The 15250-nt window shown below is 61.5% G+C and carries 8 protein-coding genes; 4 read left to right on the top strand and 4 right to left on the bottom strand.

All coding sequences use genetic code 11. The features are described 5' to 3' along the window. Positions 1 to 46: 46 nt before the first annotated feature. Together KW837_RS18520 and KW837_RS18525 are read right to left on the bottom strand one after the other, a co-directional pair. Positions 47 to 1426 (bottom strand): PLP-dependent aminotransferase family protein, encoded by a 1380-nt coding sequence (locus KW837_RS18520; protein ID WP_218397802.1) that lies wholly within the window; start codon positions 1424 to 1426, stop codon positions 47 to 49. 266 nt (positions 1427 to 1692) lie between these two features. Then, positions 1693 to 2454, bottom strand: a complete 762-nt coding sequence (locus KW837_RS18525; protein WP_201060620.1) for an SDR family oxidoreductase — start codon at positions 2452 to 2454, stop codon at positions 1693 to 1695. A 236-nt stretch (positions 2455 to 2690) separates the two neighbouring features. On the opposite strand from KW837_RS18525, the gene KW837_RS18530 reads away from it, so the two are divergent. Continuing rightward, the gene (locus tag KW837_RS18530) at positions 2691 to 3695 is read left to right on the top strand and encodes an NADP-dependent oxidoreductase (RefSeq protein WP_218397805.1); all 1005 of its coding nucleotides are present in this window, start codon (positions 2691 to 2693) and stop codon (positions 3693 to 3695) included. Between the two features lie 106 nt (positions 3696 to 3801). Here the strand turns inward: KW837_RS18530 and pyrF are convergent, their stop codons facing one another. Next, on the bottom strand, positions 3802 to 4500 hold the full coding sequence (gene pyrF, locus KW837_RS18535; protein WP_192343951.1) for an orotidine-5'-phosphate decarboxylase: 699 nt from the start codon (positions 4498 to 4500) through the stop codon (positions 3802 to 3804). 292 nt (positions 4501 to 4792) lie between these two features. Here pyrF and KW837_RS18540 point away from each other — a divergent pair, with 292 nt between their 5' ends. The 3 genes from KW837_RS18540 to xopAW all read left to right on the top strand — a co-directional run bounded on the left by KW837_RS18540 (position 4793) and on the right by xopAW (position 7689). Then, entirely contained in the window at positions 4793 to 5551 is a 759-nt protein-coding gene (locus KW837_RS18540) for a response regulator (protein ID WP_218397808.1), read from the top strand. Continuing rightward, positions 5551 to 6603 carry a HAMP domain-containing sensor histidine kinase gene (locus tag KW837_RS18545; RefSeq protein ID WP_192343949.1) on the top strand — a complete coding sequence of 351 codons (1053 nt, stop codon included), beginning with the start codon at positions 5551 to 5553 and terminating at the stop codon, positions 6601 to 6603. The genes KW837_RS18540 and KW837_RS18545 overlap by 1 nt, the downstream gene beginning before the upstream one ends. A 237-nt stretch (positions 6604 to 6840) precedes the next feature. Continuing rightward, positions 6841 to 7689, top strand: a complete 849-nt coding sequence (gene xopAW, locus KW837_RS18550) for a XopAW family type III secretion system calcium-binding effector (protein WP_218397811.1) — start codon at positions 6841 to 6843, stop codon at positions 7687 to 7689. A gap of 378 nt (positions 7690 to 8067) precedes the next feature. Here the strand turns inward: xopAW and KW837_RS18555 are convergent, their stop codons facing one another. Further along, positions 8068 to 15201: a retention module-containing protein gene (locus tag KW837_RS18555; protein WP_218397813.1), complete on the bottom strand. Its 7134-nt coding sequence runs from the start codon at positions 15199 to 15201 to the stop codon at positions 8068 to 8070. Positions 15202 to 15250 lie beyond the last annotated feature (49 nt).

Consider the following 15250-nt stretch of genomic DNA (forward strand, 5'->3'; position numbering starts at 1 on the left):
AGGGTCTGTTGACGTTTGGCAGCGCAACGCGGTTCGTCACCAAACGTCAACAGACCCTGGCGGTGGCCTGAAAAAATGCCCGGGCGCGAGGATCACAGGCATAAGCTATGTTGATCCGCTGCCAGTCATGAGCCTGGCCGGTCGGACTGAACGCCGTCGGGCAAGACAGCAGGACACCGAAGCGCCGAGCCTGAGTGCGCACCTGAGCATAGTCAGCGTTGCGCGATCGCGCCCAGATGAACAGGCCGCCAACCGGTTTGCCGAAAACCTCCCACTCCGCGTCTTCGAGGACCTGCAAGGCTGCTTCCCTGCCAATACTTAAACGCTGGCGCTGACGCTGCACCAATTTGCGGTAGGCACCGCTGGCCAACAGACTCGCCAGCACCGACTCGCTGAACCGTGAAGCGCCCATGCTGCTGATCATCTTGACCTGCGCCAGTCGCGAAATCACATCGGCACTGGCCACTACAAAGCCAACCCGCAACGAACTGCTGAGGGTTTTGGAGTAGCTGCCGACATAGATCACGTTGTCATCGATGCCCAGTGCCGCAAGGCGTGTGCCGGGACCGCTGTGAAAATCCGCATAGACGTCGTCTTCGATCACCCGCACGCCATGGTTTTTGGCCAGTTGCAGGACCTGCTGAGCCACCCCCGGGGTCAAACTGCTGCCAGTGGGGTTGTGATAAAAGCTGTTGATGAACAAGCCACGGGGTTTGTACTTCATCAGCACTGCCTCGAGTGCTTCGGTGTCTGGCCCGCGCGGGGTTCGTGGCACCTCGATCATGCTGACCCCGTGCAGCCTGAGCAGATCGAACAGCATCGAATAACCGGGACTCTCCACCACCACGCAATCGCCCGGTTTGAACAGCGTGCGCACAATCAGATCGAGCCCATGACTGGCCCCTGCCGTGGTCAGTATTCGGCTTTCATCCACCTCGATACTCAGTTGTTTCAACCGCTTGAGGATCTGCTGGCGCAAAGCAGGCAGGCCCAGCGGCGTGCTGTAGTTGAACAACCCGGCCATGTCGGTGCGGCTGACCTGGCGTATGGCGTAGCTCAGGTCGTCAGTCTCGCGCCAGCTTTCGGGCAGGCCGCCGCAACCCAGTTTCAGTTCCTCGACATGGCCGCCTTGCTTCTCCTCAACCCCTTCGAACCAGGGAAGATCGCGTTGCTCCTGAGCGGCCAGCACCGTTGCCGCGACAAAGAAACCCGCCCCGTTACGCGTCTCCAGTACCCCTTGAGCCACCAGCCGTTCACAGGCCTCGACGACACTGGATTGACTGAGCAGATTGATCCGCGCGATTTGTCGCACGGAAGGCAAACGCCCCCCCGGCGTCACCTCGCCGCGACGGAGCCAGTCGGCCAATGCGTCGACGATTTGCTGCACGACAGGCACCAATGCCTGTCGATCGATTCTCAACTCCATGAGCAAGCAAACTCCTGTCCGTTTTGCGGGGAACAGTTAATCACAGGAGCGCTCCAGGGGATGTGCGACAACGCCGTCAAAACCCTCAGATCTAATCATTTGAAACACATTGATCGGCGTCTTCACGGAATCAACGCCGAACAAAAAAATGTGGGAGCGGGCTTGCTCGCGAAGACGGTGGCCCGGTCAACATTGATGTCGCCTGACGCACCGCTTTCGCGAGCAAGCCCGCTCCCACAAGTTCCGCACCATCGCCGCCTAAAGCATTAAAACGCCGTGACCCCACCATCCACTGCCAGCGAATGACCGGTGGTGAACGCCGCGCCGTCGCTGCACAGGTACAGCACCGCGCTGGCAATTTCTTCGACCTTGCCGATACGCCCGACCGGGTGCATGGCGTTGGCGAACTCGCCCTTTTTCGGGTCCGCTTCGTAGGCTCGACGGAACATGTCGGTGTCGATCACCGCCGGGCACACCGCATTCACGCGAATTTTTTTCTTGGCGTATTCGATGGCCGCCGATTTGGTCAGGCCAATCACCGCGTGCTTGGAGGCTGCGTAGATGCTCATCTTCGGCGCAGCGCCCAGACCGGCGACCGAAGCGGTGTTGACGATCGCGCCACCGCCCTGGGCCAGCAGCAACGGCAACTGATACTTCATGCACAACCAGACGCCTTTGACGTTGACGCCCATGATTGCGTCGAACTCATCGATCGTGCCGTCGGCCAGTTTGCCTTTCTCGATTTCGATACCAGCGTTGTTGAAGGCATAGTCGAGACGACCGTAGGTATTCACCACCTCGTCCATCAGATTTTTTACATCGCTTTCCACCGTGACGTTGCAGCGCACGAAGGTCGCTTCACCGCCGGCGGTGCGAATCAGCGCCACAGTGCCTTCACCACCCGCCGCGTCCAGATCGGCGACCACCACTTTCAAACCTTCGGCGGCGAACGCCAAAGCGGTCGCGCGGCCAATACCGTTGGCCGCGCCTGTCACAACGGCAACCTGGCCAGAAAACGTCATGCTCATTGTTATGTCCTCAGAAGGAAGAATGCAGGGGATCGCGTGTGGCCAGTCTAGTCACAGGGGCGTATGGCGCGGCAGCACTATCAGAAGGCCGGTTGGGTGCCCATGAGTTGCAGTGATAGAACGGGCGCCATGACTATCACCGCACTGGATCGATGTGCATTCGCAGCGTCAGCCAACCTTGCAGCATCGCCCATGAAGGTCTATCAACAAGACTTCATTCATCTTGAGTGCCTGTCATGACTACCCAGACCAATCGCCAGTTCCTGCTCGCCAAACGTCCCGTGGGGCCGGCCACCCGTGAAACATTCACCTATCAAGAAGTACCGGTCGGCGAACCGGCGGCGGGTCAGATTCTGGTCAAGAACGAATACCTGTCCCTGGACCCGGCCATGCGTGGCTGGATGAACGAGGGCAAGTCCTACATCCCTCCGGTCGGCATTGGCGAAGTCATGCGTGCATTGGGCGTAGGCAAGGTCATCGCCTCGAACAATCCGGGTTTCGCCGTGGGGGACTACGTCAACGGCGCCCTCGGTGTGCAGGATTACTTCCTCGGCGAGCCACGAGGTTTCTATAAAGTCGATCCGAAACTGGCACCGCTGCCGCGTTATTTATCCGCGCTGGGCATGACCGGGATGACCGCCTACTTCGCCCTGCTCGATGTCGGTGCGCCGAAAGCCGGCGACACCGTAGTGCTGTCGGGCGCGGCTGGCGCGGTGGGCAGCATTGCCGGGCAGATTGCCAAGATCAAAGGCTGCCGGGTGATCGGCATTGCCGGCGGCGCGGACAAGTGCAAATTCCTGATTGACGAGCTGGGTTTTGATGGCGCCATCGACTACAAAAACGAAGACGTACACGCCGGCCTCAAACGCGAGTGCCCGAAAGGCGTCGACGTGTATTTCGATAACGTCGGCGGCGATATTCTCGATGCCGTGCTGAATCGTCTGAACATGAAGGCGCGGGTGGTGATTTGCGGTGCCATCAGCCAGTACAACAACAAAGAAGCGGTCAAAGGCCCGGCCAACTACCTGTCGCTGCTGGTCAACCGCGCCCGGATGGAAGGCTTTGTGGTGATGGATTACGCCGCACAGTTCGCCGCTGCCGGGCAGGAAATGGCCGGCTGGATGGCCAAGGGGCAGCTCAAGAGCAAGGAAGACATCGTCGAAGGACTGGAAACGTTCCCGGAGACGCTGATGAAGTTGTTCAGCGGCGAGAATTTCGGGAAGTTGGTGTTGAAGGTATAAAAGCTTCGCGGGCAAGCCTCGCTCCTACAGGTTATGCGCGATATCAAAATTGGCGCGTAACCTGTAGGAGCGAGGCTTGCCCGCGAATGGTTTTAGCGAGCGCCGATTAAGCGAGCTCTGCCACTACATCGGCCAACGCCTTCGCCGGATCCGCCGCCTGGCTGATCGGGCGGCCGATCACCAGGTAGTCGGAACCAGCCTCCAGCGCCTGACGCGGGGTCAGGATGCGGCGCTGATCGTCCTGGGCGCTGCCCGCCGGACGAATCCCCGGGGTCACCAGTTGCAGCGACGGGTGAGCGGTTTTCAAGGCCCGGGCTTCCAGGGCCGAGCAGACCAGACCGTCCATCCCGGCCTTTTCCGCCAGCGCGGCCAGACGCAGCACCTGCTCCTGCGGCTCGATGTCCAGACCGATACCCGCCAGGTCCTCACGCTCCATGCTGGTCAGCACGGTCACGCCGATCAACAGCGGTTTCGGGCCGCTGCGCTGATCGAGCACTTCACGGCAGGCAGCCATCATGCGCAGACCACCGGAGCAGTGCACGTTGACCATCCACACGCCCATTTCCGCGGCGGCCTTGACGGCCATGGCGGTGGTGTTCGGAATGTCATGGAACTTGAGGTCCAGGAACACTTCGAAGCCTTTGTCGCGCAAAGTGCCGACGATTTCCGAGGCGCAACTGGTGAACAGTTCTTTACCGACTTTGACCCGGCACAGCTTCGGGTCCAGCTGATCGGCCAGCTTCAGTGCGGCGTCACGGGTAGGGAAATCCAGGGCGACGATGATAGGCGTCTGGCAGGCGGACATGAGTGGGCTCTCAGGCAAGTCGAAATCGGCGCGCATTGTAGCGGAACCAGCGCCGCTGCGGGACCCGGTGATCGGTAATTCGTCGTCGCGGCTTAGACAAGACTAGCTCCTGCGGCAATTGTGTCGAGTTCGGTACACACACGACACGCCCACAACACCCTTCAGCGCTACCCTCGGCAGCCGCAACAGGTCCTACAGCACTTCCCGCCTCACGGCCGGACGCCTATGCTGAAGCCACAACCTCGCAGCCTATCTTTGTGGTTGGCAGCCTATCTGGCAGATGAACGCACGCATGCACAACTCCCCAGCACCTCTGAACGACGATCAAAAAGCGCCGGCCGACGATAAACGCTGGAGCATTCGCGCCCTGATCGTCGACGATGACGTCCCGATCCGTGAACTGATGATCGACTACCTGGCCCGGTTCAATATCCACGCCAGCGGCGTCACCGATGGCGCTGCCATGCGTCAGGCGCTGCAAGCCGAGCATTTCGACGTGGTGGTGCTCGACCTGATGCTGCCCGGCGAAGACGGTTTATCGCTGTGCCGCTGGTTGCGCGCCGAATCGGACATCCCGATCCTGATGCTCACCGCCCGCTGCGAACCCACCGACCGGATCATCGGCCTGGAACTGGGTGCCGACGACTACATGGCCAAGCCATTCGAGCCACGGGAGCTGGTCGCACGGATTCAGACCATTCTGCGTCGGGTGCGCGACGACCGCACCGAACAACGTGCGAATGTTCGCTTCGACACCTGGCGCCTGAACAGTGTGCTGCGCCAGTTGATCGCCGCCGATGGCCTGGTGGTGCCATTGTCCAATGCTGAATTCCGTTTGCTCTGGGTGTTCATCGAACGTCCGCACCGGGTACTCAGCCGCGAACAACTGCTGGACGCCGCCCGTGGTCGCTCGATCGAAGCGTTTGATCGCAGCATCGACTTGCTCGTCTCGCGCCTGCGCCAGAAACTGGGTGATGACCCGAAAGCCCCACAGCTGATCAAGACCGTTCGAGGCGAGGGTTATCTGTTCGACGCACGAGATATCGGCTGATGCGTACGCGCTTCGATACGCTGTTCGGCCGCCTGTTTGGTGTGCTGCTGCTGGCGATCGTACTGGCGCACCTGTTGGCGTTCTTCTGGTTCAGGCATTACGGTCCACCGCCTCCCCCGCCTGCGCCGTCGGAATTTTCCGAGCACGTCGACGGACAACGCCCACCACCGGACCCGCGCTTCGGCAATCGGCCGCCACGGCCGTGGTTCGGCGGGCCGCTGGTGCCGCTGACCTTTCAGTTTGTCTCGCTGATCATCGCCGCCTGGTACGGCGCCAAGCTGCTGACCCGCCCGATTCAACGCCTGAGCGACGCCGCCGAGCGCCTGAGTGAAAACCTCGATAGCCCACCGCTGGATGAGTCGGGCCCACGGGAAGCGCGGCAAGCGGCGCACACCTTCAACCTGATGCAGAAGCGCATTCTTGAACAGGTGCAGCAGCGCTCGCGGATGCTTGGCGCGGTGTCCCATGACCTGCGCACGCCGCTGTCGCGGCTCAAGCTGCGGCTGGAACAGATCGACGACGACAAGCTGCAAGGCCAGATGCGTCAGGACCTGAACGACATGATCAGCATGCTCGATTCCACCCTCACCTACCTGCACGAACAGCGCACCAGCGAGGCGCCACAATGGATGGACGTGCAGGCGCTGGTGGAATCCCTGAGCGAAAACGCCCAGGACCAGGGTTCCAATGTCCAGGCCAGCGGCCATTGCGCCCCGTTGCAGGTTCAGCCGATGGCCTTGCGCTCGTGCATCAATAACCTGCTGGACAACGCCCTGCGTTATGCCGGGGACGCGCTGATCACCCTTGAGGACAGTCGCGAGGAACTGGTGATCCGGGTCATCGACCATGGCCCGGGTATCGCGGCGGATAAACGTGAAGCGGTGTTTGAGCCATTCTTTCGCCTGGAAGGTTCACGTAATCGCAACTCCGGCGGCGTCGGCCTGGGCATGACCATCGCCCGGGAAGCCGCGGAGCGGTTGGGTGGGCAGTTGAGTCTGGAAGAGACTTCCGGTGGCGGCCTGACGGCGGTCATCCGCCTGCCGCGCGTCTAAATCACACACAAATCCAATGTGGGAGCGGGCTTGCTCGCGAAAGCGGTGTGTCAGGTGACATCAATGTTGACTGTGCCGCCGTCTTCGCGAGCAAGCCCGCTCCCACAAGATCGTAGGCGGGCCTGATATCTGTTTGTGTACCCATCGGTACAAACCCCACATACCCACGACAACTCACCCCTTGAGGCTGCATAAGCCGGTGCACTCACCGGTTTCCCATTCCAAGGAGTGAGCACAATGATCGGCAGTGTCAGCAGCAACTACACGAGCTATACCAGCACCAGCAGCACCTCCACCAACAGTGCCCGCAGCCAGCAATTTCAGAAAGAACTGCTCGCCAAACTCGACAGCAACAGCGATGGCGCGGTGGATCAGGACGAGCTCACGAACGCCCTGTCGCAGAAAACCGATGACGGTTTGCTGGTCAGCCTGAGCAAGAACTTCAGCGACCTGGACAGCGACGAAAGCGGCAGCCTGAGCAGTGATGAAATGGCCGCGATGCCTCCTCCGCCGCCACCGCATGATCAGGCCCCGAGCACCGAACTGGCCGATGCGCTGATCAGCGCTCTGGACACTGACGGCGACGGCGCCATCAGCAGCGATGAACTGAGCAACGGCCTGACCAGTGCAGGCAGCACTGCCGACAGCACGGAAATCTTCTCGGCGCTGGACAAGAACGAAGACGGCACCGTCAGCCAGGACGAACTCGTCGCCAGCCTGACCCCGCCGCCTCCACCACCTCAGCAGGCGTCCAGCGAAGAGCTGTTCAGTCAGCTCGATAGCGACAGCGACGGCAGTGTCACCGCCACCGAACTGAGCAGCGCCCTGGCCAGCGATAGCACCTCGTCGACCAGCACCAACACCAGCGCCGCACTGCTCAAGATCCTGGACAGCGACAGCAGTGGTGGCGTCAGCAGCGATGAACTGAAAAACGCTCTGCAAGCCGGTCGCGAGCAGAATGCTGACAGCTCCACCGATCAGTTCAACGTGACCGAAGCCCTGAACAAAATGATCGCCAACCTGAGCAAGCAGTACTCGCTCGACAACGTGGCGACCGTGGGCAAATACCTGAACGAGGCGACCTGAGTCAAAAGCTTCGCGGGCAAGCCTCGCTCCTACGGATGTGCAGGGCCTCGCTCCTACGGATGTGCAGGGCACTGATGCCACGTACCCCCGTAGGAGCGAGGCTTGCCCGCGAAGAGGCCCTAAGCCCCAACAAAAAACCAGGGCCGGATATTCTGAATCCGGGCCTGGCTTTTTTGCTTCAGGGACACAGGGTTGGTAGATCAAAAGATCGCAGCCTTCGGCAGCTCCTGCGCGCGATTGTGCTCAACCGCGATAGGGGCGGTGAACACCGAATCTGTAGGAGCTGCCGAAGGCTGCGATCTTTTGACTTTGAAAACCCCAAACAACAAAAAGCCCGCCATTTCTTTCCAAAGAAATGGCGGGTTTTGTACTTTCAGATCACACCGTATCCACCTTCAACGAATGGTCATTGAGCATGCCGTTGATGATCGTCGCCGTATCCGCGCCGCCGGCAATCACCCCGCCCGCCCCGGGGGTGACGCCGTAGTGGCTGGCCAGGTTCACGCCGGCAAGGTCGATGGTCTGGTTCGGCGTAGCGCCGGCCATGGCGCTGACGTCGATGCTGGTGATGACCGATGCACCGCTGCCGCTGACAGTGAAGTGCAGGTAGTCATCCAGCGATGCCGCGGTGCCGTTTTCTCCTTGCAGCAGTTGCGACAGGTCAAGTTTGTCGGTGCCTGGGGTGAAGTCGGTGATGACGTCGTGGCCGCTGTTGCCTTTGAGCCACTGGAAGGTGTCGGCGCCGCTGCCGCCGGTGAGGGTGTTGTTGCCCAGGCCACCGATCAGGAAGTCGTCGCCGCCCCCGCCGTTGAGCACATCGTCACCCAGACCGCCGTTGATGATGTTGCTGTTGTTGTCACCCATGAGGCTGTCGTTGAAGTTTGAACCAGTGAGGTTTTCGATGCCGGTCAGGGTGTCGGTGCCCGCGCCAAGGGTGTTTTGCGCGGTAATCAGGCTCAGGTCGGCGATGACCCCGGCGGTGGCATGGGCGTAGCTCGCGGTGTCGTTGCCGGTGCCGCCATCGAGCAGGTCATTGCCCGCTCCGCTGAACAGCAAGTCATTACCGGCGCCACCGTGCATTTCGTTGTTGCCTCCACCTGCGGTGAGTACGTCATTGCCGTCGCCGGCATTGATGACGTTGTTGCCAGCGCCCGCCACCAGTACGTCGTCACCTGAAGTGCCGGTCAGCGTATGGCCGTCCTGATAGCTGATGGTCACATTGGCCGAGTCGCTGCCGCCGTGGTTGTCGTTGGCGGTGTAGGTACCGTGGAAGTCCGGCGTGGTGTCGTGGGCTCCGGCGTAGTTGACGGTCATGGTCAACTGGTAGTTTTCCGACCCCTTGCCGCTGTTGCCCGGGCCACCGTCGTCGATGTTGGTGATGTGGATCTGGTACGTGCCGTCCGCCGAGGCGGTGATGGTCTGGCCGTCATCGATGGCAATGAAAGCGCCGCCGTTGACCGAGTACTCCATGGTGACGTGGCCGGCCGCAAGGTTGTGGTCCAGGTTGAGGGTTTCACCCTGCTTGAGGTTGACGGTGATCTGATCCTCGTCGTTGGTATTGTTGTTGCTGACCGCCCCCAATGCCCCGCTGACTACCAGTACCGCGGTCATGGCTGCCGTGTTGGCGACGAATGCGCTGCGGGCGATGGTCACTGCCTGGGTATTTCCAGTGAAACTGAAGTTCGGGTTGGTGCCGGTAAAATCCCCGCCCTTGGCTGCCCAGCCGGTGTTGAAGGTGGTCGGCGATGCCGTGAGCGCATCGCCATTGACGTCGCTGTCGTTGGCCAGCAGCAGTTCGCCCGGCACCACAATGCTGCCCGACAGAATATTGGTGATGACATGGTCATCGACCGCCACTGGTGGCGTGTTCGGAATCACGTTGATCACCAGCGTGGAGCTGGCCAGATCGCCGTCGTTGTCGCTGGCAGTGAAGCCAATGTGTTCGGTGATCGTCACGGCCGTGGTTTTCTGCGAGAGGTAGGTGTACTCGCCGGTGTCGAGGTTCACCAGCAGCGTGCCGCTGTTGTCGGTGGCGATGCTCAAGGTGTTGTTGGCGGTGTTGAAGGTGCCGTGGTTGACGCCGCCGCTGAAGATCAGCGAACCCTGATTGCTGTTGCCTTTGGGGTCATAGGTATAAGTGGTGCCATCGACGGTGATGGTTTTGATGAAGCCGCCATCGGCGCCGAACGTACCGCCCTCGCCCTCGCCCAGCAGCAAGCCGGTGACCGGCGCGCCTTGCACGGTGCCCGAGAGTACCGAGTTGAGTTGATTGAGGTCGGTCACTGCCACGGCATTGGTGTCGGTGTGCGTGCTGCCGTCATAGGCCACTGGATCGAGGCTGTCATTACTGACGCCGCTACCCAGGCCGATGGCGTAGTTCTTGATGCCATTGGCGTCGAGGAAGGCTTTGAGCGCGGCCTCGTCCGCGGTGCCGATGTCGCCTTCGTTGGGTTTGCCATCGGAGAAGAAGTAGCCGACGTTCTGCGCCCCGGTGAGTTTGCCCGAGGTATCGAACGCGGTTTGCATGGTCGCCACGGCCACGTCGTAGTTGGTCCCGCCACCCGCCGTCAACGTCGCGATGATCGATTTGGCCGTCGCCACATCGACCCATACCGAGGTCTGGTCCGTGGCGCTGCTGCTGAAGGTGACGATCTGCACCTTCACGTCGCCCAGATTGTCGTACTTGTCGAGCAGTGCGCTGATCGCCTGCTTGGCCAGGTCCAACCGCGACAGGCCCGATACGCCGGAGGGATCGTCCATGCTCCCGGACACGTCGATCACCAGCAGCAGGTTGGAGTCGATCTGCACCGCGGGCACCGAACGGTCCGAGGCGACGGCGTTAGACGGCACGTCATCGACGATGCTGACCACAAGGGTGCCGGTGGTGCTGTTGCCCACCGAATCGGTGGCGGTGTAGGTGAAGCTTTCGTTCAGGGTGTTCGCGCCGTCGTTGGCGTTCGGCGACGTTTTCGGCGCCGAGGTCAGGGTGTAGGTGTAGCTGCCGTCAGGGTTGAGCAGGATTTGCCCGTAGGTTCCGGTGGCGCTGCCGACCAGGGTGTAGGTGATTGCGCCGGTGGCGCCGGTGACCGCACCGACCAGCGTACCGGAGCCGGTTTCACCGGTGTGGCCAGGCTCGCTGCCGGTAACCGTGCCCGCGGCCAGGTCTTGGCCGTCCTTGGTCAAATCCAGGGCTTTTTCGTAGACGGTCACGTCGGTATCGGGGACCGTTACGAGGCAGTTGTTGTGGACGTCGATGGTCAGGATGGTGGTGCTTTCATCGCCATCGGCATCACGCACGGTGTAGGTGAATACATCCGTGGCACCCGCCTCGCCGACCGAGTTCGGATTGCTGTGGTACACGGCGTTGCCGTTGGCATCCAGCGTCAGGTAGCCGTAGGTGCCGTTGATTTGCGTGTTCAAACCGCCGATGGCCGAAGTCGAAGTGTCGCTTCCTGCGCGCACGCCGACCACTGCACCGCCCACTGCCGGGCCGTCAGCACCGAGCACATCGTTGGCCAGCACATTACCGCTGACGGTCCCGCCCTCTATCACCGCGACTGAATCGCAGTGCGCAGTCGGCACGTCATCGACGATGGTGATCACGATGGTACTGGTGACGCTGTTGCCTAGAGAATCGGTGGCCTGATAGGTGAAGCTTTCGCTCAGGGTATTCGGTCCGTCGTTGGCATGGGGCGTGGTCGCGGGTGCGGACGTCAGGGTGTAGGTGTAGCTGCCATCCGGGTTGAGCAGGATTTGCCCGTAGGTGCCAGTGGGGTTACCGACCAACGTGTAAGTGATTGCGCCAGTGGCGCCGGTGATGGAACCGACCAGCGTGCCGGAAGCGGTTTCGCCGGTATTGTCAGGGTCGCTACCGGTAACCGTGCCTGCTGCCAGGTCCTGGCCATCCTTGGTCAAATCCAGCGCTTTCTCCTGAACCGTCACGTCGGTATCGGGGGGCACAACGAGGGAGCAGTTGGCCACGTCGATGGTAATGGTCGTGGTGCTTTCATCGCCGTCGCCATCGCGCACGGTGTAGGTGAACACGTCCGTAGCGCCCGGCGCGCTGACCGAGTTCGGACTGCTGTGGTACACGGCGTTGCCGTTGGCATCCAGCGTCAGGTAGCCGTAGGTGCCGTTGATTTGCGTGTTCAAACCACCGATGGCCGAGGTCGAGGTGTCGCTACCGGCGCGCACGCCGACCACTGCACCACCCGACGCAGGGCCGTCGGCACCGAGCACATCATTGCCCAACACATTACCGCTGACGGTCCCGCCCTCCGCCACCGCGACTGCATCGGCATGAGCGGTGGGTACGTCATCGACGATATTGATCACGATGGTGCTGGTGACGCTGTTGCCCAAGGGATCAGTCGCTTGATAGGTAAAGCTTTCGCTCAAGGTGTTCGGCCCGTCGTTGGCGTGGGGCGTGGTCGTTGGTGGGGAGGTCAGGGTGTAGGTGTAGCTGCCGTCGGGGTTGAGCAGGATTTGCCCATAAGTCCCGGTGGCGCTGCCGACCAAGGTGTAAGTGATCGTGCCAGTGGCGCCGGTAACCGAGCCCACCAACGTACCGGAGCCGGTTTCACCGGCATTGCCCGGCTCGCTGCCGATGACGGTGCCTGCTGCAAGGTCCTGGCCATCCTGGGTCAGATCCAGGGCTTTTTCGTTAACCGTCACGTCGCTATCGCTGGCTGCTACGAGGGTGCAGTCCGCCACGTTGATGGTGATGGTTGTGGTGCTTTCATCGCCATCAGCATCGCGCACGGTATAGGTGAACACATCCGTGGCGCCCGGCGCGCTGACCGAGTTCGGGTTGCTGTGGTACACGGCATTGCCGTTGGCATCCAGAGTCAGGTAGCCGTAGGTGCCGTTGATTTGCGTGTTCAAGCCACCAATAGCCGAAGTCGAGGTGTCGCTGCCGGCGCGCACGCCGACCACCGCACCACTGAGCGCCGGGCCGTCGGCGCCACCGACGTCATTGTTCAGCACGTTACCCGAGGCCGTGGCGCCCTCGGCGATCGTGGCGAGATCAGGGTTGGCGGTGGGCAAGTCATCGACGATGTTGACGTTGATCTGACCCAATGCCGTGCTGCCATCGACGTCGGTGGCAACGACGTCGAGGTTCTCGGTGATGCTGTTGGTGCCGTCGGCGTTCGGATGGGTTTCGTTATCCGTCAAGGTGTAGCTGTAGCTGACCACGCCTGTGGTGCTGTTGAAACCGGTGATGGTCAGCGTATTGCCGAGCGCAGTGACAATCGATTGCGGGAAGCCTGCGGCCACGCCACCGGTGACTACCGCGATGCCGCCCACGGTCAGGGTTTGCAAACCGTCGAGGGCGGTGACGGTGAAGGTGCCGCTTTGGGTCAAGGCCGGGGTGTTGGGGCTGGTGCCGTCGCTGAGGTTTTTCTCGTATACGGTGAGTTCACCACCGTTGACGTTCAGGCCATCGAGGGTCACTGGGTCGTCGTTGTTATGAATGTTCAGCACCAGCGTCGCGGTGCTGGTATCGCCATCGGAATCGGTGAGGGTGTAAACGAAACTCTCGGTAGCGCTTCCCCCACCGTTCAAGGCTTTGAAGTCGGCATCGCTGGTGTTCAGGGTGTAGGTATAGGTGCCGTTGGCGTTGAGTAGCAGGGTGCCGTAAGTCCCGTTGAACGTGCCGCCGATGACCGGTCCGCTGTCGGGGCCGGTGGCAATGCGATCGGCGCCCTGGATGTCGTTGGGCAGCACGCTGCCGGTCAGGGTCAGCAGGGTTTCCGAGGCGGTATTGGCATTGCTGTCATTCACGGCCTGGGGCAGGTCATCGACGATGTTCACATCGAGACTGCCATTGGCGATGGTGCCATTGTCATCCACCACAGCGACGGCGAACTGCTCGGAGATACTGTTGGCGCCGCTGGCATCCGGGTGCGTTTCGTTATCGACAAGGGTGTAGCTGTAACTGACCACGCCGGTCGCGCTGTTGAAACCGGTGATGGTCAGTGTGCTGCCGAGTGGGGTGACAATCGATTGCGGAAAACCGGCGGTCACACCACCAGAGACCACGGCGATGCCGCCGACGGTCAGAGTCTGTACGCCGTCCAGCGCAGTGAGGGTGAAGGTGCCGCTCTGAGTCAGTGCCGGTGCATCAGGGCTGCTACCGTCGGCGAGGTTTTTCTCATGGACAGTCAACTCGCCGCCTTCGGCATTCAGCCCACCGATGATCACCGGGTCATCGTTGTTGTGAATCTCCAGTACCAGGTTCGCGGTGCTGGTGTCGCCATCGGCATCCGTCAGGGTGTAGGTGAAGGTTTCCGTGGCGCTGCCGCCGCCGTGCAAGGCTTTGAAATCCGCATCGCTGGTGTTCAGGGTGTAGGTGTAAGTGCCGTTGGGGTTGAGCACCAACGTGCCGTAAGTCCCGTTGAACGTACCGCCGATGATCGGCCCGCTGTCGGGACCGGTGGCAATGCGGTCGGCGCCCTGGAGGTCGTTGGGCAGCACGCTGCCGGTCAGGGTCAGCAGGGTTTCCGAGGCGGTATTGGCGTTGGTGTCATCAATGGCTTTGGGCACATCGTCAGTGATGTTGACGTCCAGCGAACCGGTGGCGGTATCGCCATTGCTGTCGCTCGCGACCACGGTGAACTGTTCACTGAGGTTGTTGGCGCCATCGCCAGCCGAGTGGGTTTCGTTGCCGACCAGGGTGTAGCTGTAACTCACTACGCCGGTGGCCGGGTTGTAGCCGGTAATCGTCAGGGTGTTGCCCAATTGAGTGGTGATCGACTGCGGAAAACCGGCGGGCACACCGCCACTGATCACGTTGATCCCGCCGATGTTCAGGCTGGTCAGCCCGTCAGCGGCAATGACTGTGAAGGTGCCGTTTTGAGTCAGCGCTCCGGGGTTGCTGGCCGAACCTTCCGCCAGGTGGGCTTCATTGAGGGTGAGTTCGCCCCCCGCCGCCGACAGGCCAATGAGTGTAACCGGATTATTCGGCGCGCCTGCTCCCCCCGCACCACCTGCGCCGTTGTCGCCGTTGTCCGGGTCCCGGCGCGCCAGGGGGAATTCGGGAATACCGTTGAAGCCCGCGGTGGGGAAACCAATCGTGGGATCGACCCGGCCCGCCACTTCCTCCAGCAACACAAAACTGTGACCGCCGCCCAATCCACCCGGCGCGCCCGAGCCCGGTCCGGCGGCAGTGGCTTCGCCTGTTTGAGTCGGGTCGGCGCCGGCGGCAATGGCTTTTTGCAGCTGCTCGACATCGGTCAGTTGCGCCTGGCTCGGCGTCACCGCCTCAGAGGTCTCCACGTGCGGGACCTGATGCGCCAGTAATTGGGACGTCATCTGCAGGCTGCTGTCACGCCCCAGGGTCAGCTCCTGGCCATTTTTCAGTTGCACCGCCACCGCGCCTTCGGCCCCGGTGACCAACTGCTCGCCGGCAAACAGCCGATCGCCCTCGACCAGGGTACGTCGGGTGCCATCACCCGCCACTGCATACACCTGACCGATGACTTTACTGACGATACCGATGAGCGTTGCCATGTGCATTTCCTCCGCTGCCAACTGCTGTCGGCATCCTGTTTGCGCGAAG

The sequence above is a fragment of the Pseudomonas sp. PDM24 genome, assembly GCF_019218905.1.
GTDB lineage: Bacteria > Pseudomonadota > Gammaproteobacteria > Pseudomonadales > Pseudomonadaceae > Aquipseudomonas.

Excerpts from the sequence above, each read along its gene's own strand:
- KW837_RS18540 (WP_218397808.1), top strand. The coding sequence starts at position 4,793 with ATGCACAACTCCCCAGCACCTCTGAACGACGATCAAAAAGCGCCGGCC.
- KW837_RS18545 (WP_192343949.1), top strand. The coding sequence starts at position 5,551 with ATGCGTACGCGCTTCGATACGCTGTTCGGCCGCCTGTTTGGTGTGCTG.
- pyrF (WP_192343951.1), bottom strand. The coding sequence starts at position 4,500 with ATGTCCGCCTGCCAGACGCCTATCATCGTCGCCCTGGATTTCCCTACC.
- KW837_RS18530 (WP_218397805.1), top strand. The coding sequence starts at position 2,691 with ATGACTACCCAGACCAATCGCCAGTTCCTGCTCGCCAAACGTCCCGTG.
- KW837_RS18555 (WP_218397813.1), bottom strand. The coding sequence starts at position 15,201 with ATGGCAACGCTCATCGGTATCGTCAGTAAAGTCATCGGTCAGGTGTAT.
- KW837_RS18525 (WP_201060620.1), bottom strand. The coding sequence starts at position 2,454 with ATGAGCATGACGTTTTCTGGCCAGGTTGCCGTTGTGACAGGCGCGGCC.
- KW837_RS18520 (WP_218397802.1), bottom strand. The coding sequence starts at position 1,426 with ATGGAGTTGAGAATCGATCGACAGGCATTGGTGCCTGTCGTGCAGCAA.
- xopAW (WP_218397811.1), top strand. The coding sequence starts at position 6,841 with ATGATCGGCAGTGTCAGCAGCAACTACACGAGCTATACCAGCACCAGC.